This is a genomic window from Enterococcus sp. E5-162, from assembly GCF_035725965.1.
Lineage (GTDB): Bacteria > Bacillota > Bacilli > Lactobacillales > Enterococcaceae > Enterococcus_B > Enterococcus_B lactis.
This window is the reverse complement of the sequence record NZ_JAPRFV010000001.1, coordinates 407,875-433,633: the sequence shown is the minus strand read 5'-3', so window position 1 is coordinate 433,633 and position 25,759 is coordinate 407,875. Positions and strand designations below refer to the sequence as shown.

General features: G+C 37.5%; 27 protein-coding genes, 1 tRNA gene and 1 other annotated feature. Of the genes, 20 read left to right on the top strand and 8 right to left on the bottom strand.

Going from position 1 to position 25,759, the window contains the following annotated elements; genetic code table 11:
- Positions 1 to 175 (bottom strand): LysM peptidoglycan-binding domain-containing protein (locus OZZ83_RS02100; RefSeq protein WP_317547304.1); only part of this gene is annotated, 175 nt, incomplete at its 3' end.
- A 333-nt stretch (positions 176 to 508) separates the two neighbouring features.
- Between OZZ83_RS02100 and OZZ83_RS02095 the strand changes: the two genes are divergently transcribed.
- From OZZ83_RS02095 to OZZ83_RS02085, 3 genes are all read left to right on the top strand, one after another.
- Positions 509 to 943 carry a universal stress protein gene (locus OZZ83_RS02095; protein WP_002292929.1) on the top strand — a complete coding sequence of 145 codons (435 nt, stop codon included), beginning with the start codon at positions 509 to 511 and terminating at the stop codon, positions 941 to 943.
- Positions 944 to 965: 22 nt separating this feature from the next.
- Positions 966 to 1,286 (top strand): hypothetical protein, encoded by a 321-nt coding sequence (locus tag OZZ83_RS02090; RefSeq protein WP_002292931.1) that lies wholly within the window; start codon positions 966 to 968, stop codon positions 1,284 to 1,286.
- A 142-nt stretch (positions 1,287 to 1,428) separates the two neighbouring features.
- Positions 1,429 to 1,620, top strand: coding sequence for a hypothetical protein (locus tag OZZ83_RS02085; protein ID WP_002292933.1), 192 nt, complete (start codon positions 1,429 to 1,431; stop codon positions 1,618 to 1,620).
- A 69-nt stretch (positions 1,621 to 1,689) separates the two neighbouring features.
- On the opposite strand, the gene OZZ83_RS02080 is transcribed toward OZZ83_RS02085, so the two are convergent.
- Positions 1,690 to 1,947 carry a hypothetical protein gene (locus tag OZZ83_RS02080; protein WP_002335030.1) on the bottom strand — a complete coding sequence of 86 codons (258 nt, stop codon included), beginning with the start codon at positions 1,945 to 1,947 and terminating at the stop codon, positions 1,690 to 1,692.
- A gap of 157 nt (positions 1,948 to 2,104) precedes the next feature.
- On the opposite strand from OZZ83_RS02080, the gene OZZ83_RS02075 reads away from it, so the two are divergent.
- Both OZZ83_RS02075 and OZZ83_RS02070 read left to right on the top strand, forming a co-directional pair.
- Positions 2,105 to 2,368, top strand: coding sequence for a hypothetical protein (locus OZZ83_RS02075; RefSeq protein WP_002292935.1), 264 nt, complete (start codon positions 2,105 to 2,107; stop codon positions 2,366 to 2,368).
- Positions 2,369 to 2,391: 23 nt separating this feature from the next.
- Positions 2,392 to 2,580, top strand: coding sequence for a hypothetical protein (locus OZZ83_RS02070; protein ID WP_002288067.1), 189 nt, complete (start codon positions 2,392 to 2,394; stop codon positions 2,578 to 2,580).
- Positions 2,581 to 2,734: 154 nt separating this feature from the next.
- Here the strand turns inward: OZZ83_RS02070 and OZZ83_RS02065 are convergent, their stop codons facing one another.
- Positions 2,735 to 2,923: a hypothetical protein gene (locus OZZ83_RS02065; protein ID WP_002292937.1), complete on the bottom strand. Its 189-nt coding sequence runs from the start codon at positions 2,921 to 2,923 to the stop codon at positions 2,735 to 2,737.
- 215 nt (positions 2,924 to 3,138) lie between these two features.
- On the opposite strand from OZZ83_RS02065, the gene OZZ83_RS02060 reads away from it, so the two are divergent.
- Positions 3,139 to 3,510 carry a YxeA family protein gene (locus OZZ83_RS02060; protein WP_002292938.1) on the top strand — a complete coding sequence of 124 codons (372 nt, stop codon included), beginning with the start codon at positions 3,139 to 3,141 and terminating at the stop codon, positions 3,508 to 3,510.
- A gap of 147 nt (positions 3,511 to 3,657) precedes the next feature.
- On the opposite strand, the gene OZZ83_RS02055 is transcribed toward OZZ83_RS02060, so the two are convergent.
- The 3 genes from OZZ83_RS02055 to OZZ83_RS02045 form a co-directional block, all read right to left on the bottom strand.
- Positions 3,658 to 3,730 (bottom strand) — tRNA-Gln (locus tag OZZ83_RS02055).
- Positions 3,731 to 3,775: 45 nt separating this feature from the next.
- Positions 3,776 to 4,204 carry a hypothetical protein gene (locus OZZ83_RS02050; protein ID WP_002292939.1) on the bottom strand — a complete coding sequence of 143 codons (429 nt, stop codon included), beginning with the start codon at positions 4,202 to 4,204 and terminating at the stop codon, positions 3,776 to 3,778.
- Positions 4,205 to 4,263: 59 nt separating this feature from the next.
- Positions 4,264 to 5,022: a C39 family peptidase gene (locus OZZ83_RS02045; protein ID WP_002292940.1), complete on the bottom strand. Its 759-nt coding sequence runs from the start codon at positions 5,020 to 5,022 to the stop codon at positions 4,264 to 4,266.
- 294 nt (positions 5,023 to 5,316) lie between these two features.
- Between OZZ83_RS02045 and OZZ83_RS02040 the strand changes: the two genes are divergently transcribed.
- On the top strand, positions 5,317 to 5,514 hold the full coding sequence (locus OZZ83_RS02040) for a hypothetical protein (RefSeq protein ID WP_002288059.1): 198 nt from the start codon (positions 5,317 to 5,319) through the stop codon (positions 5,512 to 5,514).
- 105 nt (positions 5,515 to 5,619) lie between these two features.
- Positions 5,620 to 6,102 carry a hypothetical protein gene (locus tag OZZ83_RS02035; protein ID WP_002292941.1) on the top strand — a complete coding sequence of 161 codons (483 nt, stop codon included), beginning with the start codon at positions 5,620 to 5,622 and terminating at the stop codon, positions 6,100 to 6,102.
- A gap of 55 nt (positions 6,103 to 6,157) precedes the next feature.
- Here the strand turns inward: OZZ83_RS02035 and OZZ83_RS02030 are convergent, their stop codons facing one another.
- Positions 6,158 to 6,754, bottom strand: coding sequence for a nitroreductase family protein (locus OZZ83_RS02030; protein WP_252706614.1), 597 nt, complete (start codon positions 6,752 to 6,754; stop codon positions 6,158 to 6,160).
- 386 nt (positions 6,755 to 7,140) lie between these two features.
- Here OZZ83_RS02030 and OZZ83_RS02025 point away from each other — a divergent pair, with 386 nt between their 5' ends.
- From OZZ83_RS02025 to OZZ83_RS01990, 8 genes are all read left to right on the top strand, one after another.
- Positions 7,141 to 8,607 carry a peptide MFS transporter gene (locus tag OZZ83_RS02025; RefSeq protein WP_002335031.1) on the top strand — a complete coding sequence of 489 codons (1,467 nt, stop codon included), beginning with the start codon at positions 7,141 to 7,143 and terminating at the stop codon, positions 8,605 to 8,607.
- A 180-nt stretch (positions 8,608 to 8,787) separates the two neighbouring features.
- Positions 8,788 to 12,315: a PD-(D/E)XK nuclease family protein gene (locus OZZ83_RS02020; protein WP_002309421.1), complete on the top strand. Its 3,528-nt coding sequence runs from the start codon at positions 8,788 to 8,790 to the stop codon at positions 12,313 to 12,315.
- Complete coding sequence (gene addA, locus OZZ83_RS02015) at positions 12,312 to 16,034, top strand: helicase-exonuclease AddAB subunit AddA (protein ID WP_002313817.1); 3,723 nt, start codon at positions 12,312 to 12,314, stop codon at positions 16,032 to 16,034. Before OZZ83_RS02020 ends, addA begins: the two co-directional genes overlap by 4 nt.
- A gap of 68 nt (positions 16,035 to 16,102) precedes the next feature.
- On the top strand, positions 16,103 to 16,444 hold the full coding sequence (locus OZZ83_RS02010; protein WP_002292948.1) for a winged helix-turn-helix transcriptional regulator: 342 nt from the start codon (positions 16,103 to 16,105) through the stop codon (positions 16,442 to 16,444).
- 44 nt (positions 16,445 to 16,488) lie between these two features.
- Positions 16,489 to 16,701 (top strand) — a binding site (T-box leader).
- Between the two features lie 53 nt (positions 16,702 to 16,754).
- Positions 16,755 to 17,798, top strand: coding sequence for a phenylalanine--tRNA ligase subunit alpha (pheS, locus tag OZZ83_RS02005; RefSeq protein ID WP_002292949.1), 1,044 nt, complete (start codon positions 16,755 to 16,757; stop codon positions 17,796 to 17,798).
- Between the two features lie 4 nt (positions 17,799 to 17,802).
- A complete protein-coding gene (gene pheT / locus OZZ83_RS02000) occupies positions 17,803 to 20,223 on the top strand; it encodes a phenylalanine--tRNA ligase subunit beta (RefSeq protein ID WP_002309416.1) in 2,421 nt (806 codons plus the stop codon).
- A 500-nt stretch (positions 20,224 to 20,723) separates the two neighbouring features.
- Positions 20,724 to 20,858, top strand: coding sequence for a hypothetical protein (locus OZZ83_RS01995; RefSeq protein WP_002292952.1), 135 nt, complete (start codon positions 20,724 to 20,726; stop codon positions 20,856 to 20,858).
- 270 nt (positions 20,859 to 21,128) lie between these two features.
- A complete protein-coding gene (locus tag OZZ83_RS01990) occupies positions 21,129 to 21,302 on the top strand; it encodes a hypothetical protein (protein WP_002309415.1) in 174 nt (57 codons plus the stop codon).
- Between the two features lie 164 nt (positions 21,303 to 21,466).
- Here the strand turns inward: OZZ83_RS01990 and trpS are convergent, their stop codons facing one another.
- A complete protein-coding gene (trpS, locus tag OZZ83_RS01985) occupies positions 21,467 to 22,477 on the bottom strand; it encodes a tryptophan--tRNA ligase (protein ID WP_002309414.1) in 1,011 nt (336 codons plus the stop codon).
- Positions 22,478 to 22,730: 253 nt separating this feature from the next.
- On the opposite strand from trpS, the gene OZZ83_RS01980 reads away from it, so the two are divergent.
- Genes OZZ83_RS01980 through OZZ83_RS01965 form a run of 4 tightly spaced genes read left to right on the top strand, consistent with a single transcriptional unit; the run spans position 22,731 to position 25,629 of the window.
- A complete protein-coding gene (locus tag OZZ83_RS01980; protein ID WP_002309413.1) occupies positions 22,731 to 23,468 on the top strand; it encodes an amino acid ABC transporter ATP-binding protein in 738 nt (245 codons plus the stop codon).
- Positions 23,469 to 23,481: 13 nt separating this feature from the next.
- On the top strand, positions 23,482 to 24,297 hold the full coding sequence (locus tag OZZ83_RS01975; protein ID WP_002313815.1) for a transporter substrate-binding domain-containing protein: 816 nt from the start codon (positions 23,482 to 23,484) through the stop codon (positions 24,295 to 24,297).
- A 12-nt stretch (positions 24,298 to 24,309) separates the two neighbouring features.
- Entirely contained in the window at positions 24,310 to 24,957 is a 648-nt protein-coding gene (locus OZZ83_RS01970; protein ID WP_002313814.1) for an amino acid ABC transporter permease, read from the top strand.
- A gap of 15 nt (positions 24,958 to 24,972) precedes the next feature.
- Entirely contained in the window at positions 24,973 to 25,629 is a 657-nt protein-coding gene (locus OZZ83_RS01965; RefSeq protein ID WP_002309409.1) for an amino acid ABC transporter permease, read from the top strand.
- The last annotated feature ends 130 nt before the right edge of the window (positions 25,630 to 25,759 follow it).

The following is a 25,759-nucleotide window of genomic DNA, read 5'->3' as shown; positions in this document are numbered from 1 at the left end:
ATTCTGCAATGGCATTGATCAAGGAGTTGTCACCAACGTATTTTTGAGAAATCGTTGATAGAGTATCACCTGATTGAACGGTATAAGCTTCGTCCGCATGAGCAGTCGTTCCCATGAAGAATGCAGCACCGGCAGCCAAAGTTGTTCCAAAAAGTAAAGTTTTAAGTGATGTCATGAAAAATCTCCTTTATTCGTTAAAAAGTTTTATTTGTTGTGTTCAACGAGGAATACTTTAACACGTGAAAATATTTCATAGGTAAAAGAAGCATGACAATTTATGACAAATCCACGTTTTTTGTAACAGAATGATGTTCATCTCATGTGAAAAATGATGAGGAAATTCACATAATGCAGAAATAATAGGTTTAGAACAAGAGTTCTGATGAGAACAGAAATGTATAAATAACTTGAAAAAATTGCTATTAATCATCATTTTATTTACACATTGCGTATATTTTTTGTATTTTTGCTTGAGATGTTACAATAAAAGAAAAAGGAGGCGGTTCCAATGAGTAAGAGATACCAGAACATCATGGTAGCAGTTGACGGATCAAGACAATCGATCAAAGCGTTCGCTGAAGCCCTTGACTTAGCAAAGGACAATGAAGCCCACTTATTTATCGTGTCAATCATCAACAAAGTTGAGCTGACCCATAGTGCCTATGCCTTTTCAAAAATCTATGCAGATGAAAAACAAAGAACAGAAGTAGCCATGCTGAAAAAAATCAATGATGCCAAAGAGTTCGGTATTGCTGAGATCCATGCAATAGTTGAAACTGGAGATCCAAGAAATTTGATTGCCAATGTCATCCCTGGACAAGAAAATATTGATTTGATTGTTATGGGAGCGACAGGAAAAGGAGCGATACAACAAGCACTAGTAGGATCGACCGCTTCTTATGTCGTTTCACATGCCCCTTGCAGTGTATTGGTTGTGAAGTAATTAGATAAGGGAGGAATAGAAAATGGTTCGCCCTCAAGAAGTTCGTGCACCAAAAGAAAAAATAGAAATTTTAGCAATTATTGAAGACGGCACACAAACAAAAAAAGGATACTCGATTGCTTTAATAAAGTGGAAAGGAAAAAAAGGTGTTGCTGTAAGGTGGGATGGAGATAATCAACAAGACAAAGGATTCCCAATCACTGCGAACGGCTACCATCCAGCGTGGTTTGTTCTGCCTGATAAATTTACAGAATTATACAGCTATGATTATGCGAAAACCGTCACATCCCTCAAAGCATTAGACAAATTAGCAGAAGAGCAGCATAAAATGGATGAAAAATAAAAAAGACGAACCAATCAGTCTTTAGAAAACTGACTGGTTCGAGGAGTAAAAAATGAAAAAAGGTTATTTGGGATGAATATAGAATAATGCGTATAGCTTAAATCAAACTTAAAGCCATAAAAAAGGCAAGAGGGTGAGGTAAATGGAAGCAGGAAAAGTTTTACAGGAAGTAAAAGTATTATGTGCAGATAAAAAATATGAAGAAGCAAAAAGTCTGATTGAAAAGAACAAAGAAAATTTGGAAGAAAAATATCCGATTGCACAAGAATTTGTAGAATTAAAACAAGGAACGCTTCTTCACCGATTCAAACATTTTTTTGGTATCACAGAATAGAAAAAAACGATTAAAGATACAGCAAATCTCTGCTGATCTTTAATCGTTTTCTTTTGAAACTGCTAGGATTCAATTCTGATTTTTATATAAAAAATAAATCCAAATGATTAGAAAAACTACTGCAAGCGTCAATTCGATGATGTGTATCACTAATACAGATGTTGTTTCCCAATGTCTAAAAGAAAAAATCTGATAAGTAAAATATACGGCAGGTAAAGAGGCCAGTAAAACTGAAAACTTCTTTTTCGTCCATTTTATGTAATAGAAAAGAATGATTAGCATAATAAAAAAAGGAATATAAAAAACGAACTGACCGATCGCAATCATACTATTGCCTCCAATAAATAAAGTCCAAGATACAAAATAACACTTTGTGCGTGAAGGCGCAAGCAGTTCTATGGATTTATCCAGTAAAATATGTATTGTTTTTGAATTTATAGGGGAAAATTGCTATAATCAAAGTGAAAGAAGGAGTGGAATTTTCATGGATCATGTAGTGTTAGAAATCGATTTGCATTTAATCAATAATATTCGGGTGATTTACTATGTTGTAAGCAATAGTGTCGAACAACGTGTACTGACGAATAAAATCAATGGTATTTTAGCAAAGAAAGACGTTCACCGATTCAATAACGGTGAAGGTAGTTATTATAGTATCCCAGTAGAAAAAATCATTTATACGACAGTCAAAGTCAGAGAAGATCTGGATACTAAAAAGGCATATGAACCTATTTTTACAACTTATTGATTAACAGCAAATGGAGGAAAAAAATGAATCCATATGAACAACTTATCCAAGATTTGATTGATGGAAAAATCGAAAAAATTGATGTAAAAAGAGAAGAATTGATGGCTTTTCGAGAAGCATGGCTGAAATTGGAGAATCGTAAATATGTGGTAGGAAAAGCATCGCTGAACGGCAATGTGACTTATCATTATGATCCAACACGCTTATTTTAGTAAGGATGATTCAGAAAGAAGAAGGGACTGTGACAAAAATCGTGTCACAGTCCCTTCTTCTGGACAAACGGTGTTCAAGAGACAGCCTATCGGCAATAAGGCTGAACGTCTCTTTCACAACTTCTGATTCCCGGTGTTCCAGAAATGAAAATTCCTACTTATTAAATAGATTTTTGAATTTGTCTTTCACACTGTCGATATTTACGTCTTTTAGAAGATTTTGTGCTTTCTCTTTGTAAGGACCTAGTTGTTCTTTATGTTCTTCGATAAATCGTTTTGCGCCGTCGAAGTTGCCGCCTTTTATCATTTCCTTGACTTTTTGAAATAATTCTTCTTGATTCATTTTGAACACATCCTTTGCCATCAACTTGATTTTTTAACATGGATAAAGTGAGAAAAACTACATTATCCACACCTCCATAATATTAAATAACGATCATTTTTACTAAAAAAACACTTGTTTCTCGCTTCTAAAGTAGGAGAAAAATCTCCAACTTAGGTCGGATGGAATTTTTCTAATTGCCCCATATACTGAATATATAACAAGGAGGTAGAAAGATGAAAGTGATTAAATATTTGATAGGATTGGCGGCGATTAGTGGTATTTTGCTATTTGGACTGAAATACTATACTGAAGGAAGTTACGGGGAAATCCCTGGTATACTTGATCAACTAAATCCATTAGTTGAAAAAGGTGAGGTCTATGTAAAAACACAAAAACCAGAGGAAGTAAATGAACATGGAACGGCAAGGTATGTTCAAAAAGCTGCTAATGTCGATGGGGAAGAGCGTACAATTGAATTTAATGGACTTTCTGTGTTAAAAGAAAATCATTATTTGAAAATCAGCAATAAAGGAGCGCACATAGAAACGTATGAAGAAGTTCCTAGAGAAAAAGTTCCGGAAAAAGCATTAGCAATTATTGGCTAAATTTACTGTATGAGTGCTACAGATTTAATTGTTAATTATAATAAAATTATGTAAACTATATAATAAATAATAAAAATATTCCAAAAACCCCTGAAAAAAGATTAATCTTTTTTCAGGGGTTCATTTTTTATCAACAAGTCCATCAAATTGGGATGGCAGGGTTCGAACCTACAATTGCTTGATTCAGAGTCAAGTGCCTTACCAGTTTGGCTACATCCCATTTATTCAACAAAATAATCATAGCACTTTTCTAAAAAAACGCAAGTTATTTTTCTTGATCAGATAGTTGTTGTTTTACTCGTAAAAGGCGGCGCACCAGTTTCTTTTCCAATCCAGCAGGAAGGGCAATCCGCTCTGCTACTGACAAGACGGAGTCAAGCAAGTGATATTCTTTGACAGGTTCATTCATGATATGGTAAATGTTTGCTAAACGTTCGATATATTCAAAATGGGTGTACTCCGTTCGAGCGATCAGAAATTTTAATAAATCGATTGCTTTTCCATACTCTTGGTCTCCATAATAGACAAGAGCTTGACGATACAGTTTGATTTCTAGTTCATTGAGGGTAGCAGGTCTGCACCGTTCGTTCCACTCATTAATAGAAACTTTACCTTGAACATTTCCTTTGCGGTCACGGACAAAAATAATCGGAATTTCATTTGGATCCATTTTTTTATGAGTGAATTTTTCCATTATCTGTGCTCCCTTCAAAGGTTCGGTATCTAGAGTATAAGGGATTTTTACTTTAATTACTAGCTTTTCTCCAAAGTTAGCATTTGTCCACCCATTGCAGTGAAAATGGCCGAAAAATCATTGATCGGTACTGCTCGATTTTTTACGCCATAGGGGTCGTTGACGTAAATATTTTCTTTGTCGTATCCAGTGACTACACAAGCATGAACAAGTGGAGTGACTCTTACTTCTCCGTTGTTTGTTGTCCAAGTCATAAAATCAGTTTCATCAGGGACTTCAAAATTGATAGTCACGGAAGTCCATACAGGATTTCCTTTAGATAGAGCTTTTTTGATATCATCTAGTTGAGCGTCTGTTTTTGGAAAAGTATGATAATCCGTTTGGACGATTTGTTGAGCAAGAGAGGCAACAGGAGGGACATAGACGCCCATAGCCCAGTCTCCGCCACTGATATCTCCAACAAATCCTTCATTAGGATCGCCGTGAGTCCCGTCTGCATTGAAAACAAGGACGTAATCCAATTGTTCAGCTAACTGGTTTTTAGTCGTTTCATAACCATAAAAAGATAAAAGCATGGAAAGCGAAGTGACCTCGCAGCCATTTTCTAGAGAAGGAGAGTCAAACTGGCTCTCTAATGGAACATCTAGCAAAACTTCTGCTTTCTCTTTTGTCTTTTTCGTTTTTTGTGTTGAACTTTTTTGTGTAGTATTCATTGTATGTTCTGGAGAATGGATATGTAGGTAATAACTTGTACCGCTTAATAAAAGAGTAGCTGTACCTCCTAGAAACAATAGTTTTTTAAATGTTTTTTTCTTCATTGGAAATCTCCCTTTTCAGCTGTTTATCTTTCCTATTATAAGTGTATTTTTATTGGGAAGGGAAGTATTTTATTTAAATATGTAAGAAATAATCAGTTTTTGAGGAATATTATTTATTATTCTAGAAAAAATTCTTCTAGATACAACAGCTGTTTTAATTGTGAAAACGAAAACAGTACGCTATAATGCCTGTAAGGTTGATTTTTGACTGTAAACAAAAAATCAAATAATTAAATCTCCAAAAAATAGCAGTTGTAATATGGAGAAAAGTTCCAGCAGTTTAGGAGGATTTTGATGACGGAAGAAATGATTAATTTAGGAGAACAATATGCATGCAAACCAATTGGCTTTACAAAAACGGTCATTGGTGAAGTTGTATCAAAAATGACAAACTGTGCCGTGGTCAAAGTTGCCCAATGTGCTGCAGAGGATCAAGAGTTATTAGATGAAAAAGCAAGCATGGTTGTTGCAAAATATGATACATTTGAATAAAGAAAATAATTGGACGTGCGGCGTGCTGCAAGTCCAATTTCTTTGAGAAGGTAAATCAGTATTCTTTTCCTGTTTTCAGGAGAAGAAAAAGCGAGGCGAGTTGTCATGGTAACATTTTTTACGGTTCTATTGTTTTTATTCGTTGTTGTTATGTTCTTATTTCTTTGGCTGGTTCGAAAAGAAATTATTTATCGGACTGTTCGGAATCGATGGGTTTACTTGGTCATACCATTCTTAGTAGTACTAGTCGTTTGGTACACACTCATCAGTCAGCCTACAGCAGATGAATTGGCAAAAGGGATTTTGTCAGCGATGATTTTTATTAGTTTTTTGTTGGACAGTCGAGGAATTACAGAAGAAGGGCTTGTCTTGAATAGCTTTGATAAAAAAGGTGTTCCTTTTTCTGAAATCAATAAAATCGTGTTGTACCAACCAAAAGGTTCTAAAATTGTAAAAATGAATTTTTTCCGAAACGGATGGCGGGGACCAATGCTGAAATTTTCTGCATCATTAGAAGAATTAGTTCCATTTTTGTCCCAACGCTTGAACGATGAGGCGGAGATTGATATTATGATCGATCCAGAATAAAAAACAGAGGTTACGACAAGATGTTTGTCACAACCTCTGTTTTTTTCAAGTAAAATTATCCGAATACACGGAAGCGATCTGCATCGTTCATATATTCTTTTTCCCCAGCTGGTGTTTCTGGTGAACCGAATACTAATTGTGAACGTAGTTTCCAGTTTGAAGGGATATTCCATTCTTTTGCAACTGCTTCGTCAATAACTGGGTTGTAATGTTGCAAGTTTGCGCCCAATCCTTTATCAACTAATGCTACCCAAGTGTTCGCTGTTGCGATTCCGTTTGATTGTTCTGACCAATCTGGGAAGTTGTCTGCATATAATTCAAATTGTTCTTGTAGACCTTTTACCACGTAAGTATCTTTGAAGAATAATACTGTACCATAACCATTTTTGAAACCAGCTAATTTGTTTTGTGTATTTGGAAAAGCTTCTGCTGGAGTCAATGGGCGAAGTGCTTCTTCAGTGATTTCCCAAAGTTTTTCATGTGCATCTCCGAAAAGAATAACTGCGCGTGTTGATTGAGCATTGAAAGCAGTTGGGCTTTCTTTAATTGCTTCTTTGATCAAAGCTGTCAATTCTTCATTAGAAAGTGAAACGTTACGTCCTAGATGATAGATTGAACGGCGGTTTTTTAAAGTGTCAGTAAAAGTTGTCATATTAAAATTTCTCCTTTGATTTGCGTTTTGCATTTTTTTAATTGATTACGAAATGAAGTATATCATCTTACAAAAAGTAAGTAAATAGATATGCTCACAAAAAATAAGCGAAGTTCAAAAAACAATTTTGATAAGGGAAATCGTTAGAAAAGGATTTCCTTGGTTATCGCTTTCATTGTTGTGTTTGAGGAATTTTTGCTTATTTGAAAAAAACGTCTGATATATAATTATTAAATCTCTATCTTCTTTTTTTTATGATATTGCCATTAAAAATTACTTGTTTTTATAGAAAATTAGTTTATATTTCTTAAATAAGTTTTTTAGTTAAATTTTTCGGTAAAGATGTATAATATTTTCTGAAAATTTAAAGAATTGGGGTATAGATTATGGAAAAACAGCAAGACAAGGGCTTCTTCGGGCAGCCGAAGGGATTGTCAACTTTGTTCTTCACTGAGATGTGGGAACGATTTAGTTATTATGGTATGCGTGCATTACTTATCTATTATATGTACGATACAGTTGCCAACGGGGGACTTGGATTACCACGAGCAACAGCATTAGCTATCATGTCGATATACGGATCTCTGATCTACATGTCTAGTATCGTCGGCGGATGGGTATCTGACCGAGTGTTAGGAGCAAAACGCACTGTATTCTTTGGTGGAGTCTTCATTATGCTTGGACACATCGTCTTGGCTTTACCATTTGGTGTAAGTACATTATTTGTTTCAATGGCATTGATCATTATTGGAACCGCCTTTTTGAAACCGAACGTTTCTGGCATGGTCGGACATCTTTATTCAAAGACTGATTTGCGAAGAGATGCAGGATTTTCGATTTTTTACATGGGTGTCAACTTAGGGGCGTTATTAGCACCACTAATCGTTGGGACAATCGGTCAAGAATATAACTACCATTTAGGGTTCTCTTTAGCTGCTATTGGGATGTTCTTTGGGTTATTACAATACATCATCCAAGGGCGCAAGACATTAGACGGAGTGGGTACAACACCACCGAATCCTTTGACAACTGAAGAACGTAAAGGATTCATCCGTAACTTGATCATCGCACTTGTTGTTATCGTTGCAGTATTCGGTGGCGCACAATTAACTGGTCATTTGACAATCGACTTTTTTGTCAATACAATCAGTGCATTGGGGATTATCTTACCGTTGTATTACTTTATCAAAATGTTGACTTCAAAAGATGTAACTGCTGAAGAAAAACCAAGAGTATGGGCGTATATCCCATTATTCCTTGCAGCAATCATTTTCTGGTCATTACAAGAACAAGGTTCATCTATCTTAGCTTTATTTGCTAGTGAACGTACGCAATCTACACTATTTGGTGTGACGATCCAAGCAAGCTGGTATCAATCATTGAATCCGATTTTCATCTTTATTTTGACGCCGGTATTCGTAACAATGTGGACAAAACTTGGCAAACGCCAACCATCTACAGTAGTGAAATTCTCTCTTGGTCTTTTGTTTGCAGGATTATCATACTTACTATTGATGTTGCCAGGTATGCTTTACGGAACAAGTGGAAAAGTAAGTCCATTGTGGTTGTTGGGAAGTTTCTTCATCGTGGTTATTGCTGAATTGTGTCTTTCACCAGTTGGTTTGTCTGTGACAACGAAATTAGCACCACGAGCATTTGAATCACAAACAATCGCTATTTGGTTCTTAGCTGATGCTTCTTCACAAGCAATCAATGCACAAATTGCACGCTTCTACACACCAGGAACAGAATCTGCCTACTTCGGTATTATCGGTGCAGTAGCAATCGTCGGTGGTATCTTGCTATTTACTGTGAAAGAACCAATCAAAAAACTAATGGGATCTATCCATTAATCAACTCACGAAAAGACAGGAATTGCTTATTTGTAGCGATTCCTGTCTTTTTGCGTATACTCAAAAAAGATAGAAATATCAGAACCATAAAAGTATATAATTTGAAGAATATAGAACAAATGTTCAGTATTTTTTGATATAATAAAGAAGCACCGTATCATGTGTTGAAGGAGGAAAAGCATGTCTTTACAATTTATTCTTGGAAACGGGAAAAAAGATCACCGTCAAGTCTTGATTGACGAAGCATCAGCTTGGCTCGACCAAGATGCAAGCAACCAAGTATTTTTCCTTGTTCCCAATTACAGCAAATTCGAACAGGAACAAGAAATTTTAGCGGAGATGCGAAGAAGAAGCGGGAAAAAAGCTTTCAGCACAACAAATGTTCAAGTATTCAGTTTTTACCGTCTGGCTTGGTATTTGCTGCAACAGACAACCCTTCTTACAGGAAATGAATTATCAGAATCCGGATCTGCGATGATCTTGCGACAGATTTTAGAAAAACATGAGGAAGAATTAACGATCTTTCGCGGAGAAATCAATAAAAGAGGATTTATTCGCCAATTGCAAGAACTCTATAGTGAGTTGCGCACAGGGAATATTCAACCGGAAGACTTGATGCTTTTATTTGGTGATTCACCGAATGCAGAAGACCAGCAACTTAAAATGAAAGACTTGAAGCTGATTTTTTCAGCTTATGACAGCGAATTGACCGAACGTGCACTATCAAATGAAGATGCACTGGCTATACTAGCAAATTATATGCAGACACAAGATTTCACCAACGTCCAATTTATCGTCAGCGGTTTTTCCCGAATCAATGGGCAAGAGTATCAATTACTGCAGGCAATGATGGAAAAGGGGCAATTAGTTGTCGATTTATTGTTGGATCGTCCTTATACAGCGGATCTTCCAGAAGTACTTACGCTCTTTCATGAGACTGGAAAGCTTTATTTCCGTCTTTTTCAAAGTGCGAGAGAACGGAAAGTTCCTATATTAGTAGATCGTTTTGCGCCAGAGCAGAATCGTCCGACAGAGCTTCAGTTGCTGCAAACGATGTGGGAAGAGACTTCCAGCCAAAAGAAAGCAACCGTCCGCAAATTAGGGGAACAAGAGGCTCTCCATTTGTGGGAAGCTGAAAATCCAACTGAGGAAGTCCGACAGCTAGCTGTTGAAATCAGACGGCTAGTCAGTGAAGAAAACTACCGTTATCGTGATATCCAAGTACTGACAAAAAATATGTCCTTATATGGAAATATTCTTCGACCAATCTTTCAAGAAATGGCGATTCCTTTTTATATCGATGAAGAACAAATGATGGAAAATCATCCGCTGATTGAATGGGTCAACAGTCTGTTCGCTCTTGACCGATATTCTTATCGACTAAGTGATATTATGCGTTTTTTCAAGACGGAATTGTTCCTATCGATGGAAACAGAAACCGAACTGGATGAATGGAAACAAGAACGAGATGAATTCAGGAAAAAATTGGACATCACAGAAAATGTTGCACTTGCTTATAATTATCAAGGCACTTACTGGACGCGTGAAAAAGACTGGCAGTTTGTGGCGTATGATTTTGAAGCAGAACAGATTGAAGACGTACAGTATCTGGAAGAACAGTCAAATACGATTAGACGATTATTTCAGAAATCTGTACCTGCATTTTTTAAAAAAATAAAGAAAAGTAAAACAGGTCAAGCGGCCGCAAATGTTTTTTATCAATTTTTGATTCAAAGTGGTGTACAGCAACAATTATTGTTTTGGCGTAATCAGGAAGTAGACAGAGGAAACTTAGAAGCGGCAAGAAACCATGAGCAGACATGGGGAGCGCTGATTGATCTGCTGGATGAATATGTAGTCATTTATGGTGAATCGGCTTTTGACTGGTCTCTGTTCCAAGAAATCATTACGAGTGGTCTCGAAAATCTAAGTTATGGTAAAATCCCTACCGCAATCGACCAAGTGCGAATCAACCGTTTGGAATTAGTTCGACCGAATCAAGCTGCCGTCACTTTTGCATTAGGTTTGAATGATCAAGTGTTTCCAGACCGTAAAGAAACAAAAGGATTGTTGTCCAGTGAAGAACGAGAAGTATTAAATCAAGCTTTGCCAGATGGACAGTTTTTATTCGACCCATCAAAAGAAAGTATCTCTTTTGAGCCTTTCCAAGCCTACCTTGTTTTTCTTTCCGGAACGGATCGATTATATCTTAGCTATGCACAAAGCTATGACACAGATGGTTCACTGAAGATGTCTCCTTATTTGCGCAGAATCACAGAATATTTATCAGTTCCCGTCGAGAGAAAAGAGCATTTGACAATCGAAAGCGATCCTGATTGTTATGTAGGAACTTACAGAAGCGGAATCAATACAGTCAATAGGATTTATCGATTAGCTTTAGATGAAAAGAAACCTGTACCAAAACATTGGCAAAAGCTCAAAGAATTAGTACTGAATTCCTCATGGCGCAATTTTGCTTTACAAATCTTTGAAAGTCAGGAACATTTGAATGTGCCTGTTTCGATGCCAGAAAAAATGGCGGAAGAGCTTTATGGAAAAGAAATTTATACTTCGATTTCACGTATGGAGAATTTTTATAATTGTGAATACAAATACTTCATGCAATTTGGGTTGAAATTGAAGGAACGAACTGTTTATGGTTTGACTCCAGCAGCAACAGGTGATTTTTATCATGAATCATTGGATCGTTTCTTCAAGCTACTGTTTTCAAACCAATTATCCTTAGTGAATATGACCGATGCGCAGCGTAAAGACTTTACTGAAAAAGTGCTGCAAGAAGTGTTCGGAGAACTTCGGTTTGAGATATTGGATAGTTCCGCAAGAATGAACTATATCCGCTATCAGTTAGGACAGACGATCCAAAAAGTAGCATGGGCTTTGCAAAAACAGAGCAAAAATACGGGCATGCATCCTCTTCAGACGGAGATTTTATTTGGTCAGATTGCTGGAGCAAAAGGTATCACAGGTCTGGAATTACCGTTGAGTAATGGTGGAAAACTCCACGTTCGAGGAAAAATCGATCGGATCGATGTAGCTTCTGAACAAGAAGATACTTGGTTAAGCGTTATTGATTACAAATCTAGTGGACGTTCATTCGATGTCACAGAAGCTTATTATGGCATGGCTATGCAATTATTGACGTATCTGGACGTAGCATTGATGGATGCGGTACGTTTGACTGGAAAGGCGGCTGTTAAACCAGCAGGATCATATTATTTACATGTTCATAATCCTGTATTGACGGAGACCGATGATGTAGAGAAGAATACATTGAAAAAATTTAGTTATGATGGCGTTTTTGTCGATGATCCCGCTCTTTTAGAAGTACTAGATCATTCACTGGAAGCAAAAGAACAATCACTGATCTATCCAGTGAAAAAAAATGCGAAAGATGAATACCAAAAAGGTAGTTTCAGCAAAGATAAATTTTTCACGGAAGAAGAACTGCAACTGTTCATGGCGCATAATCGGGAAAATATGCGGTTAGCTGGAGATGCAATCACTTCCGGAGAAATCAAACTGAACCCAGCTTATAAAGATAAACAGCGAATTGCCTGTGAATTTTGTCCATTCAGAAGCATCTGTACGTTTGATGTGATGCTGAAAGAAAATAATTACCACCGTCTGGAGAAAATAGATAAGGAAGAAGCACTGCGCAGAATATTGAAAAGGAGTGAAGAAGAGTGAATCAAATTCCTTTAAAACCGCAAAATGAACGATTTACAGATGATCAGTGGCAGGCGATTTTCGATCAAGGAGATAATTTGTTAGTCTCTGCGTCTGCCGGATCAGGTAAAACTACAGTGCTTGTTCGAAGAGTGATTGAAAAATTAAAAATGGGTTTTGATATCGATGAATTACTGATTGTGACATTTACTGAAGCAGCTGCAAGAGAAATGAAAGAAAGAATTCAAGAGGCATTACAAGAAGCGGTCAACAGCGAAAGCGACCCTGTACGAAGACAGCATTTTACTAAGCAGTTAGTTTTATTGCCCACAGCGAATATCTCAACCTTACATGCTTTTTGTCTAACAGTTATTCGACGTTATTATTACTTAATTGATATTGATCCGGTCTTTCGCATGTTAACAGATGAAACAGAAACGATCTTGATGAAGGAGGATGTGTGGGACGAGCTGAGAGAAGCACTTTATGCAGAAAATGATGAACGATTTTTCCAATTAACAATGAATTTTTCTAATGATCGTTCAGATGACGGCTTGACGAATCTGGTATTTTCGCTTTATGAGTTTGCCCGTGCCAACCCTGACCCCAAAAAATGGCTAGAACAGTTAAGCGCTAATTATCGTTTGACTGAGGGGCTAGCGAAATCTCGATTATATCAAGAACAAATCCGTCCTTTAGTTTTGGCAGATGTATACCAATGTGTACAATTATATGAACAGATGACTCAGTTAGCACAAGGTGAAGGATTAGAAAAAATGCATGAGCAAGTAGCTGGAGAACAACAGCAGATCAAAAATATCTATGAAGCTTTCTCGCAAGATCGGTTAGAAGATGCTTATGCTAGTTTGGAACAACTGACTTTTTCAACTTTTAAGAGCAGTCGTAAAGCAGAATTGAAAGAAATATCCAATGAAGTCAAGGGCATGAGGGATAAAGCAAAAAAATTGATTCAGCAGATAAGTAAAAGTTACTTTCCTGTTTCACCAAGCCAAATGGAAGAATTAACGGAAAAAGCACTACCGTTAGTCGAAGAAATGACAAAAGTCACGCAAAGCTTTATGGACGGTTTCAGTATGCGTAAACGGGAAAAAGGCGTATTGGACTTCAATGATCTGGAACATCTAGCGTTGCAGATTCTCACAGAAAAAACGAAAGATGCATGGCTGCCAAGTGAAGCTTCAAAACATTATCGAAAAAAATTCAAAGAAGTAATGGTAGATGAATATCAAGACGTGAACCAATTACAAGAAGCCATTTTATACTGGCTAAGAGAACCTGATGATACAAAAGGAAATATGTTCATGGTTGGGGATGTCAAACAATCCATTTATTCTTTCCGTTTAGCAGATCCTAGTTTATTTATCGGGAAATACGAGAATTTTTCAAAGAAAGAAGGCGGACGTCGGATCGTTTTGGCTGAGAACTTCCGCTCTAGAAAAGAAGTCCTTTCTTTTACGAATCTTATTTTTGAACAACTAATGGATCCAGCAGTTGGTCAAATCAATTATGACGAAGCAGCCAAACTGATACAGGGATTTTCAGACTTTCCAGAGAATGAACAGTTTGAGCCAGAAATCATGATCTATGAAAAAGAACAGGAAGAATCAGAGATCGAGATTCCCACTGACGATATACTGGAGGACAAAACAGAAGGCGAACTTTTTATGACAGGACTGAAGATTCGTCAATTGATTGATTCTTCCTTTATGATTTATGATAAAAAATCAAAGAAAGATCGTCCAATAGAATACAGAGACATTGTTCTCTTGACACCTACAAAAAAGAACAACTTAACAATTTTAGAGATTTTCAAAACATTGGATATTCCTTTGGAGATGAATGATGCTCAAAATTATTTTCAAGCGACAGAAATTCGCACGATGATCTCGTTGCTACAATTAATTGACAATCCCTATCAAGATATTCCGCTTGCAGCTGTATTGCGTTCGCCAGTCGTGGGTTTGATTGAACCAGAATTAGCAAGTATCCGATTAGCCGACCGTGCACATACTTACTATGATGCTGTGCTTGCTTATCAAGCATCAAACGAAGATGAATTAGCGGTTAAGCTGGAACATTTTGGCAAACAACTAGATCATTGGCGAGAACTTGCTCGCCGTTCTTCGATCACTGACTTGCTATGGGATATCTATTATGAGACGGGATATCTAGAGTATGTGGTCGGTCTGCCAGCAGGGGCACAGAGACAAGCCAATCTTTATGCATTGGTCGATCGTGCCAAAGCATACGAGCAAAGTTCTTTCAGAGGATTATATCAGTTCGTGCGTTTCATTGAAAAAATGCAAGAAAAAGACAAAGACTTAGCAGAACCAGTCATTTCAATAGAAGATAATGCTGTTCGCGTAATGACGATCCACGCAAGTAAAGGCTTGGAATTTCCAGTTGTATTTTTGTTAGATATGACGAAAGAATTCAACTTACAAGACTTACGCAATCGGTATGCTTTTGAAGAAAAACTTGGAGCAGGTATTCGCTATATGGATCCTGAAACACGGGTACTGTATGATACGTTACCATTTCAAGCCATCAAATTGGCAAAGCAAAACAAATTGTTATCGGAAGAAATGCGTAAATTGTATGTAGGATTGACTCGGGCAGAACAAAAGCTTTTCATTGTCGGTTCCTATAAAAATAAAGAGCAAATGATCCAAACATGGTCTGAAGCAGCTGATCATGAGGAGTTGGTTTTTGATCCTGAGCTACGTTTGAAGGGCAGAAGCAGCTTGATGAATTGGATTGGTTACGGATTGATCCGTCATCCTGAAATGCAGAAATACTTAGAGGAAGAAGTTTCGACTTCTCTCCTTCAATATTCAAATGCACAGTTTTCCATTTCATGGATGAATCAGCAATCAATCATTGAACAAAGACAGTTGCTTGCTGAAAAAGAACTGGTTAACTTAGATCAGCAGGTGAAAGAAAAGGAAACTGTATTAGCAGATTCGTTACAAAAACGTCTAGCCTATGAATATCCTTATCAGGCTTCTTCGCAAACCACAAGTTATCAATCTGTATCTGAGATCAAACGATTATTCGAAGATCCAGATGATACACAAGAATCACGCTTGACTCTGGAAAGTAGTCAGACAAAGGCAGCATCTCGTCAATTCCGTTATACGCAAGAACAACTAGCAGAACCAAAATTTTTACAAAAAGATCGGCAAGTGTCGGCAGCTGCTGTTGGAACAGCTACCCATGCTTTATTGCAATTGCTGCCATTAGAGATGCCAACTACAGAGAGCATCAATCAAAAGTTGCAGGAATTAGTAAAGAAACGGTTAATAGACGAAAAGGTCGCAAAAAAAGTAGATGTTTCTTCTATTATATGGTTCTTTCAAACAGAACTTGGGCAACAGTTGATTGCCAACAAAGAAAACGTAAAACGGGAACAACCTTTTTCCATGCTGCTTTCTGCTGATGAAGTATTTCAAGACTATCCAAATCAGGAAGATGAGCTATTGATCCACGGAATCGTCGATGGATACTTAGAAGAAAAAGATCATCTCCATATCTATGATTTTAAAACAGATTTCATTTTACATCCGGATGATCCAGCAGAAATAGACGCGATCGTCCAAAAATATCAGGGACAGCTAAGACTTTACCAACAAGCAATGACAGAAGCACTGAATAAACCTGTAGAAAATGTTTTCCTAATTTTACTTCGAGTGAAACGAATCATAAACATTAATAAATAATTATAATTGAGCAAACTTGACTTATATTTTGTAAGGATTATGCTATACTCTGGGAAGAGGTGAGTATGATGGAGCTAACACAGACAGAATTCGTTTTGTGTCCTAAATTTGAAAAAACGTTCTCTATTTTAGGAAAAAAATGGAACGGATTGATTATCGATGTACTACTCGAAAATGGTCCGCAACGCTTTGTCGAGCTTGCGGCAAAAATCCCGATGGTTAGTGATCGGGTATTGGTCGAACGCTTGAAGGAATTGGAAAAAGAAGGAATAGTCACTCGAAACATTGCCTGTAGTGAAAAAAGCCGTTCAGAATATCTCTTGACTGAAAAAGGAGCAGACTTGCAAAAAGCAATGCGTCAAATACAAGTTTGGAGCGAAAAATGGGTCACAGAGGAAGAATGCGGTTGATTTTGTAAAAAAAATCTTGTAAACTATAGTCCATACGAATAAGTAAAAGAACGATGACGAAAAAGAGTAGTTTGGCTAAACCAGTTCAGGGAGATCTGTCACAGACTGAAAACAGGTCCTGTGTTTGAAAAATGAAGTTCACTTTCCGAGTTCGTCTGATCATTATCAGACCGGCAACTGTCGTTAACGAAGTAAGAGTGCGATGTAAGTTTATTTATCGCAAATTAGGATGGTAACGCGAAGACCTCGTTCCTTAACAGGAATGAGGTCTTTTTGTTTTGTATTTGGAATTTAAAGGAGGAACAAGCACATGTCTTTACAAGCACAATTAGAGAGCTTGAAAGAAGAAACAATCGTCAAAATCACGGCGGCACAAGATTTAAAAGAATTAAATCAAATACGTGTTGAAACGTTAGGAAAAAAAGGACCGATCACAGAAGTATTGCGTGGGATGAAAGATCTAAGTCCAGAAGAACGTCCAAAAGTCGGAAGTTTCGCAAATGAGATCCGAGACCTTTTGACAGAAGAAATAGAGCGAAAAAAACAAGTGTTAGAAGAAGAAGCGTTAAATGCGGCTTTGGCAAAAGAAACAGTAGACGTGACATTGCCTGGTAGAAAAGTAAAGCATGGTACACGTCATATCGTGACACAAATCATGGAAGAAATTGAAGATATTTTTGTAGGTATGGGGTATCAGATCGTGGAAGGTTACGAAGTAGAGTCTGACCATTACAATTTCGAACGGATGAACCTGCCAAAAGACCATCCGGCAAGGGACATGCAAGATACTTTCTATATTTCAGACGAGATATTGATTCGGACACATACTTCACCAGTCCAAGCACGGACAATGGAAAAGCATGATTTCTCTAAGGGTGCTCTACGAATGATCTCGCCTGGAAAAGTTTTCCGCAGAGATACAGATGATGCGACCCACAGCCATCAGTTCCATCAAATTGAAGGGCTAGTTGTTGATAAAAACATCACGATGGGCGATCTTAAAGGAACATTAGAAGTCGTAATGAAAAAAATGTTTGGGGAAGATCGTGAAATCCGTTTGCGTCCAAGTTATTTCCCATTTACGGAGCCATCAGTAGAAGTAGATGTCAGTTGTTTCAAATGTGGTGGTGCCGGTTGTAACGTATGTAAATACACTGGATGGATCGAGATTTTAGGAGCTGGCATGGTGCACCCGAATGTGTTGAAGATGTCAGGAATCGATCCAGAAGAATATTCAGGCTTTGCTTTCGGCCTTGGACCGGACCGCGTAGCTATGTTGCGGTATGGAGTGAATGATATCCGTAATTTCTATCAAAATGACTTACGTTTCTTAAGTCAGTTCAAGGGGGAGTAAGAAGATGTTAGTTTCATATAAATGGCTTAATCGTTATTTGGATTTATCGAATGTAACACCAAAAGAATTAGCGGATAAAATGTCTGTAACAGGAATCGAAGTCGAGGGAATCACGGTTCCAGAAGAAGGCTTGAAAAAAATCGTTGTCGGTGAAGTCAAGGAATGTGTACCACATCCAGATTCCGATCACCTTTCTATTTGTCAAGTCGATATTGGCGAAGACGAACTGTCTCAAATCGTTTGTGGAGCGCCTAATGTGAAGGTCGGAATCAAAGTGATTGTTGCGCTTCCTAACTCACGGATTGCTGGAAATGTGAAGATCAAAAAAGGGAAAATGCGTGGTCAAGTATCAAATGGCATGATTTGCTCGTTACAAGAAATTGGCTATTCAGACAGTGTTATACCGAAAGAATACGCTGAAGGTATCTATTATATGCCACAAGAAGCTGTAAATGGCGATCCAGTTTTTTCTTATTTAGATATGGATGATTCGATCATTGAATTGTCTATCACACCAAATCGTGCAGATGCATTGTCAATGCGTGGCGTAGCTTATGAAGTTGGAGCAATCTATCGTCAGACGCCTACATTCGATGACGAGAAATTAGTAGAATCATCACAACTTGCTAGCGATAAGATCCAAGTGACAGTTGAAGATAAAGAAGTCGTTCCTGCCTATCAAATCCGCATCATTGAAGGAGTAAGAATCCAACCAAGTCCTCAATGGCTGCAAAATCTTTTGATGAATGAAGGCATCCGCCCAATCAACAATGTAGTAGATGTGACGAACTATATTTTGCTTTTATTCGGACAACCACTACATGCATTTGACTACGACAAATTGAAATCAAACGAGATCCTTGTCCGACATGCAAAAGAAAATGAGACATTAGTCACGTTAGATGGAGAATCTCGGAAATTGACAACTGACAATCTTGTCATCACTAATGGCAAAGAACCAGTTGCTTTAGCTGGTGTCATGGGTGGATTAGATTCAGAGATCACGAATGAAACAACAACAGTGGCACTGGAATCTGCTTTGTTTGATCCAATTTCGATCCGTCGTACAGCAAAACAATTTAATTTGCGTAGCGAATCTTCTGCACGCTTTGAAAAAGGGATCAACCATGCAACTGTTGGAGAAGCCAGTGAGGTTGCTGCAGCAATGATCGTTTCTCTTGCAGGTGGGGAAGTTCTACAAGGCGCGGTCAAAGGTTCAGAGATTAAAGCAGAAGACGTATCAGTGAAGATTTCACTTGAACGCATCAATCAATATTTAGGAACATCTCTTGTCGTTAAAGAAGTAAATGAGATTTTTGAAGCACTTGGATTTGGCTATGAAGAAAAGGATCATGTTTATTCCGTAGTCGTACCACCAAGACGCTGGGATATCCAAATCGAAGCAGACATTATCGAAGAAGTTGCTCGTATTTATGGATACGACCAGTTGCCATCTACACTTCCAAGTGGAGAAACGGTTGCTGGAAGCTTGTCAAAAGAACAAGAAACTACTCGTAAAATTCGTACAATCTTTGAAGGAAGCGGATTGAGCGAAGCAATCAGTTATGCATTGACAACAGAAGAAAAATCAAGACAGTTTGTTATAAAAGAAAGTAATATTACACGTTTGGACTGGCCAATGAGCGAAGAACGTTCTGTATTACGAATGAATTTGATCAGCGGACTATTAGATGATATCAGTTATAACACTGCTCGAAAAAATACAGAGATTGCTTTATATGAAATCGGTCGGGTATTCTTCCAAGAAAATGATCCGCGCGCACATCTGCCACAAGAAGTAAAACATGCAGCAATCGCTATTTCTGGTGTTTGGGAAGAAAAAGATTGGCAGACGAAAGCACAAAACGTAGACTTTTTCACCATCAAAGGTCTTTTAGAAAACTTATTTGAACAACTAGGTATCCATGAAGATATCCATTATCAAACAGTGACAGAAATAAAAGAAATGCATCCTGGAAGAACTGCTGCGATTTACCTTGGCGAACAATTTATCGGTTTTGTCGGTCAAGTGCATCCGACAATTGCCAAAAGTTATGATATTCCAGAAACATATGTAGCTGAGTTTGATTTATCTGCTGTAGTGGAAGCTGCTCAAAAAGGAATCGTTTTTGAAGCAGTGACAAAATTCCCAGCAGTCAGCCGGGATATCGCTTTGCTTGTAAAAGAAACTGTGACAAATCAGGAATTAACAGAAGTTATCGATTCTGCTGCCGGAAGATTTTTAACAGATATCCAATTATTTGATGTCTATCAAGGAGAAAACATCGAAAAAGGACATAAATCCATGGCTTATAGCCTGACATTCGTCAATCCTGAAGCAACATTGACAGATGAAGAAATCAATAAAGCAATGGATAAGGTAACAAAAGCTTTGACAGAAACGCTTGGAGCAAGTATTCGTTAAAAGTTAGAAGCAAAATAGTTATCAGTCGTCCATGCTTTTGAAAATGTTTTTTTAAAAACACTTTATATAGAGTAGATACTTGAGCAGATCCATCTTCGGTTCTGCTCTTTTTTATTTTTCAGGTAGATTCCATAAATTTCTAAAATCAGAAAAATAGGTAGTTATCGAGCCGTCGTATTCACAGTGAAAGACTATCAATAACACGGCAATGTAAGTATGAAAAAAAGAGAAGATGAAATTGAAAAGGGAGAGTTTTATTACACAAGTAATTAGATTTTAAATGAACAGGAAAATCATTATTTTTATCGCTAATTTTCAAAGAACAGTTTTGGCTATATACTAATAAGAGGTTTATTGGATAAGAAATCATGACATTTAATCTGCTGAATATGGAAAAATGACCGAGGTGGTAATCCCAACCATTTTTTCTTAGTGTATCATTAATTGAATTTCAGACGTTTTGCACATGGCTACTTCAGAGATTAAAGGAGGTGGTAGTGGTGTTCATGTTAGTTGTTCTTGGTCTTTTATTAATAATCGTTGGTATTCAACTTAGAAGAGGCAAATGGTATGGAATAGTTGCTGGGAATACTTTTAAAGATAAACCGATTGAAGTTCAAAAAAAGGTGCATTAGGAGCTTCATCTATTGCTTTTTTTGTAGGAGGCTTTTTACTAATCGTTTATATTTTAATGTTTTTTGATATTCAAACTAGATTTTTAATCATTCCAGTAATTGTAATAGCGATAGTATATTCTTTGTTTACCTTATATAAATATCTTAAACACTTCATTAAATATGGAGAATAAAGGAACTATTTAGTAAGAAAAGAAATAGTAGAAAATCTATAAAAAACTACCAATAAAAATGAGGGGGACACAGCTTTTGGCCCTTCTTTGACGACAGTTGAACAAAATATCCGCACTTGAAAAAGGGAATGTCACTGAAGCTGTGGTCGCCACTCAGCCGATCAATGAATACGAAGATGCATTGAAAAAACTGATCAACTGTGAAAAGCAGTATACGACACTTCTTGAAGAAACCACTCAAGTGATCGACAAACAAGTCGTCACGGACTAAGAACTGGCCAATTATTTCAACTAAAGTGAAAGTCTCTGATTCTGATTTTGAACATCAAAAAACCGAACGATAGAGAGCGTACGCATGCAAGTAAGCAGCTACTCAACTATTGTTCGGTTTTTTGAGTTTGGTAATGATGTCACTAAGATGGATTCACCGGTGTATTAATGGAAGTAATTGATCCCCATTGCTGATTTTACTTCAGAAAGTGTTTGTGCAGCTACTTTAGCAGCTTCTTCACTACCTTTACGTAAGATTTCCATAACAGCTGAAGGATCTTTTTCCAATTCTTCTCGGCGCGCGCGGATCGGTGCAAATTCAGCTTCCAATACATCAATGAGGTATCGTTTGATCTTTACATCACCAAGTCCGCCGCGGCGGTAATGAGCTTTCATTTCTTCAATTGCTTCTTTATCTGTTCCGAATACATCCAAGTAGGTGAAGACCATATTCCCTTCTACTTGTCCAGGGTCTTGTACATGGATGTGGTTTGGATCAGTATACATACTCATGACTTTTTTCTTTAAGACATCGGCAGGATCGGAGATATAAATGCCGTTTCCTAACGATTTACTCATTTTGCCATTTCCATCGATTCCAGGTAATCTACCCATTCCTTTTGGTGGGAATACGCCTTTTGGTTCCACCAAGACTTCACCATATGTATGATTGAAGCTTTGTACAATTTCCTGTGTCTGCTCTAGCATTGGTTTTTGATCCTCGCCAACAGGAACGAGATTCGCTTTGAATGCAGTGATATCTGCTGCTTGAGAAACAGGATAGATAAAAAATCCTGTAGGCACGCTTTCACCGAATTTCTTTTGTTCGATTTCTGTTTTGACAGTCGGATTGCGACGAACGCGTCCTACGCTGACCAAGTTCAAATAATACATGGTTAACTCAGCTAATTCCGGAATTTGTGATTGGATAAATAAAGTAGATTTTGCAGGATCTAATCCCACGGCTAAATAGTCTAAAGCAACTTGCAAGACATTGGATGAAACCTTCTCAGGATTTTTAGCATTATCGGTCAGTGCTTGCATGTCAGCAATCATGACAAACAGTTGGTTGTCTTCATCTGCTTGCATAGCCACTCGGGTTTTTAGAGAACCGACGTAATGCCCTAAATGCAGCTTCCCAGTTGGTCGATCTCCCGTTAAAATAATATTTTTCAAAAAAGACACCTCTTTACGATTTGTAAGTCTGAGCACTTAATATCTTACCGTTTTTCCTGACAAGAAACAACAGTTCCTAAGGAAAAAACAAGGAAAGAGGATAAAATAACTAATAGATTAGAAATGAAAGAAATATTTATGGGAGAATAAACGTTCTAAGAAACTTTACAAATTACTAAACTATCAGATATAATGTATTTTATTATACATCTTTAAAAGAAATCTTACTAAATAATAATGGGAGTGTAATTCTATGGCAATGATTAAATTTGATCACGTGGATAAATATTATGGCAAGTTCCACGCATTAAAAAATATCAATCTCGAATTCGAGAAAGGAGAAGTTGTCGTTGTCATTGGTCCTTCTGGTTCAGGAAAGAGCACGATGCTTCGCTGTATCAATGGATTAGAGACGATTTCTTCAGGCAAGCTACTAATTAATGATGCTGACTTGCATGATAAAAGGACAAAATTGACAGAAGTCCGAAAGAATATCGGCATGGTTTTCCAGCATTTCAATTTGTATCCTAATAAAACCGTTCTGGAAAATATTACATTAGCACCAATCAAAGTGTTAAAGCAAGACCAGGCAACTGCAATCAAAAACGCGGAGAAATTTCTGAAAACTGTCAATATGTTAGATAAGAAAGATTCTTATCCTTCCATGTTATCCGGTGGACAACAGCAACGGGTGGCAATCGCCAGAGGTTTAGCGATGAATCCTGAGATGCTCCTGTTTGATGAACCTACTTCTGCTTTGGATCCGGAAATGATTGGTGATGTATTGGACGTCATGAAAAAATTGGCGCATGATGGTATGTCAATGATTGTCGTGACGCATGAAATGGGCTTTGCCAAAGAAGTTGCGGATCGTGTCATCTTCATGGCTGACGGAGAAGTATTGGAAGATAGCAGAAATGTGAGAGACTTTTTCGAAAATCCAAATGAAGTCCGAGCACAGCAATTTATCAGTAAAGTTATCAATCATTGATAGGAGGAAAAAGATGCGCAGGTTTAAAAAGATACGCCTGATTTTCCTTTTAGGCATTGCTTTTCTTGCACTAGCCGGATGTAAAGGAAATGGGTTGGCAAATGAAGATATTTTAGAGCGAAGCAAATCTACCAATGAAATCATCTGGGGTGTCAAATATGATACTCGATTATTTGGAATGATGGATATTGAGAGCAGAACCGTACAAGGATTTGATGTAGATATTGCAAAAGCTATCACTGAAAAGATCCTTGGTGAAAATGGAAAAGCGGAATTTGTTGAAGTCACTTCTAAAACGCGGATCCCGTTATTGAAAAACGGAAACATCGATGCAATCATTGCGACGATGACGATCACAGATGAACGAAAAAAACAAGTCGATTTTTCAGATGTCTATTTCGATGCTGGCCAAGCTTTGTTGGTAAAGAAGGGAAGCCGAATCAAAAGTGTAGATGATTTGAATGCTTCTACAACAGTTCTAGCAGTCAAAGGTTCTACGTCGGCTGCGAATATCCGACAGCATGCACCAGATGCAAACATTCTGGAATTGGAAAATTATGCAGAAGCATTTACTGCCTTACAATCTGGCCAGGGAGATGCGATGACTACGGATAATGCGATCTTGTTAGGGATTGCAGATGAAAATCCAGAGTACGAATTAGTCGGCGGAACGTTTACTAATGAACCTTATGGAATTGCAATCAACAAAGGACAAGAAAACTTCTTGAAAGCTGTTAACCAGGCGCTAGAGGAAATGCATGCAGATGGCACATACGATAAAATCTATCAAAAATGGTTTCCAAATGAAACTGAAGGAAAAGTAGAGTAAGGGGGAGAGGCAATGAGCGAATTGATACAGACTTATGGACCAATCTTTGTCGACGGGTTCAAGATCACATTGTTTTCGAGTGTCTTAGCACTTGTGTTTAGTTTGATTATCGGAACGTTGATGGCAATCTTCCAATTATCAAAGAATAAAATAGTGAGTGCCTTAGCAAAGGCATATGTAGAATTTTTTAGAAACATTCCATTATTGATTATCGTGATGTTTTTTTATGTTGTCGTACCGATTTATTGGTTTAATCTAGACGGATTTCAAGCTGGGACGATTGGATTGACTATCTATACATCCGCTTTTATTGCTGAAACGGTACGTTCAGGGATTCAAACCGTACCAAAAGGCCAAACAGAAGCAGGATTGTCTTCTGGATTTACCTATCCAGAAATTATGCGTTATATTGTTTTGCCGCAAGCATTCAAAATCGTTATTCCGCCATTAGGCAACCAATTTATTAATCTTGTGAAAAACTCGTCTATTTTAGCAATCGTAGCTGGTTTGGATTTGATGTATCAAGGAGACTTGATCGCCAGTGAAACATTCAATACCTTCGATACGTATATCATCGTTGGGTTATTTTACTTAGTTATCACGCTGCCGTTATCTTACTTAATGGTTTATCTTGAGAAAAAATGGGCGGTTCGTTCATAGAAGGAGGGGAAATACATGGATTTTAGCGGCGCTTTTTCATGGATGAATGTCCGTTTTTTATTGGAAGGATTAAAGGTTACTGTTGAAGTTTCATTGTTTTCGATCATTTTCAGTTTCTTGATTGGTGGTCTGGCAGGTGTGATTCGTTTTGCGAACATCCCTTTCTTGTCCAAAATCCTTGGTATTGTGATCGATATCATACGAAATCTTCCATTATTATTGATCATTTTCTTCACTTATTTTGCCTTGCCTCAGATTGGTATTCAGATGAACATCTTCTGGTCCGCTGTTGCAGCATTGACGATCTTTGAATCAGCTATGCTGTCGGAGATTTTCCGAGCAGGACTTAATGCTGTTCCGAAAGGGCAGATGGAGGCAGGATTGTCAACAGGACTGACTTATGTAGAAACGATGCGGACGATCGTCTTGCCGCAAGCATTCAAATCAATGATTCCGGCAATTGTGAGCCAATTGATTTCACTGATCAAAGATACTTCATTAGCAGTAATCATTTCTTTACCTGAACTTTCTCATCAAGCACGTATTATTTATGGACAGAATACCAATTATGTGCTTCCGATGTTCATCATCATGACACTTATGTATTTCGTGGTGTGTTACGCGCTTTCTCTGCTTTCCGGTTACTTGGAAAAGAGACGGTACAGTTATTAATAGATGATTCTTTTAGCGGTTGTGGCAGACTAAAGTCACAACCGCTTTTCCTCTTTCCATTCGAAAAAAGAGAGTTTGATTGTTTTAAGCAAGTGAGAGCACTTGAAAATTCAGGCTAAAAAGTACACAA

Excerpts from the sequence above, each read along its gene's own strand:
- OZZ83_RS01970 (WP_002313814.1), top strand. The coding sequence starts at position 24,310 with ATGAGCGAATTGATACAGACTTATGGACCAATCTTTGTCGACGGGTTC.
- OZZ83_RS01980 (WP_002309413.1), top strand. The coding sequence starts at position 22,731 with ATGGCAATGATTAAATTTGATCACGTGGATAAATATTATGGCAAGTTC.
- OZZ83_RS02085 (WP_002292933.1), top strand. The coding sequence starts at position 1,429 with ATGGAAGCAGGAAAAGTTTTACAGGAAGTAAAAGTATTATGTGCAGAT.
- OZZ83_RS02010 (WP_002292948.1), top strand. The coding sequence starts at position 16,103 with ATGGAGCTAACACAGACAGAATTCGTTTTGTGTCCTAAATTTGAAAAA.
- OZZ83_RS02095 (WP_002292929.1), top strand. The coding sequence starts at position 509 with ATGAGTAAGAGATACCAGAACATCATGGTAGCAGTTGACGGATCAAGA.
- OZZ83_RS02060 (WP_002292938.1), top strand. The coding sequence starts at position 3,139 with ATGAAAGTGATTAAATATTTGATAGGATTGGCGGCGATTAGTGGTATT.
- OZZ83_RS02040 (WP_002288059.1), top strand. The coding sequence starts at position 5,317 with ATGACGGAAGAAATGATTAATTTAGGAGAACAATATGCATGCAAACCA.
- OZZ83_RS02050 (WP_002292939.1), bottom strand. The coding sequence starts at position 4,204 with ATGGAAAAATTCACTCATAAAAAAATGGATCCAAATGAAATTCCGATT.
- OZZ83_RS02070 (WP_002288067.1), top strand. The coding sequence starts at position 2,392 with ATGAATCCATATGAACAACTTATCCAAGATTTGATTGATGGAAAAATC.
- pheT (WP_002309416.1), top strand. The coding sequence starts at position 17,803 with ATGTTAGTTTCATATAAATGGCTTAATCGTTATTTGGATTTATCGAAT.
- OZZ83_RS02065 (WP_002292937.1), bottom strand. The coding sequence starts at position 2,923 with ATGAATCAAGAAGAATTATTTCAAAAAGTCAAGGAAATGATAAAAGGC.
- OZZ83_RS02045 (WP_002292940.1), bottom strand. The coding sequence starts at position 5,022 with ATGAAGAAAAAAACATTTAAAAAACTATTGTTTCTAGGAGGTACAGCT.
- OZZ83_RS02090 (WP_002292931.1), top strand. The coding sequence starts at position 966 with ATGGTTCGCCCTCAAGAAGTTCGTGCACCAAAAGAAAAAATAGAAATT.
- OZZ83_RS02020 (WP_002309421.1), top strand. The coding sequence starts at position 8,788 with ATGTCTTTACAATTTATTCTTGGAAACGGGAAAAAAGATCACCGTCAA.
- OZZ83_RS01965 (WP_002309409.1), top strand. The coding sequence starts at position 24,973 with ATGGATTTTAGCGGCGCTTTTTCATGGATGAATGTCCGTTTTTTATTG.
- OZZ83_RS02075 (WP_002292935.1), top strand. The coding sequence starts at position 2,105 with ATGGATCATGTAGTGTTAGAAATCGATTTGCATTTAATCAATAATATT.
- OZZ83_RS02025 (WP_002335031.1), top strand. The coding sequence starts at position 7,141 with ATGGAAAAACAGCAAGACAAGGGCTTCTTCGGGCAGCCGAAGGGATTG.
- OZZ83_RS02035 (WP_002292941.1), top strand. The coding sequence starts at position 5,620 with ATGGTAACATTTTTTACGGTTCTATTGTTTTTATTCGTTGTTGTTATG.
- OZZ83_RS01975 (WP_002313815.1), top strand. The coding sequence starts at position 23,482 with ATGCGCAGGTTTAAAAAGATACGCCTGATTTTCCTTTTAGGCATTGCT.
- pheS (WP_002292949.1), top strand. The coding sequence starts at position 16,755 with ATGTCTTTACAAGCACAATTAGAGAGCTTGAAAGAAGAAACAATCGTC.
- OZZ83_RS02080 (WP_002335030.1), bottom strand. The coding sequence starts at position 1,947 with ATGATTGCGATCGGTCAGTTCGTTTTTTATATTCCTTTTTTTATTATG.
- OZZ83_RS02030 (WP_252706614.1), bottom strand. The coding sequence starts at position 6,754 with ATGACAACTTTTACTGACACTTTAAAAAACCGCCGTTCAATCTATCAT.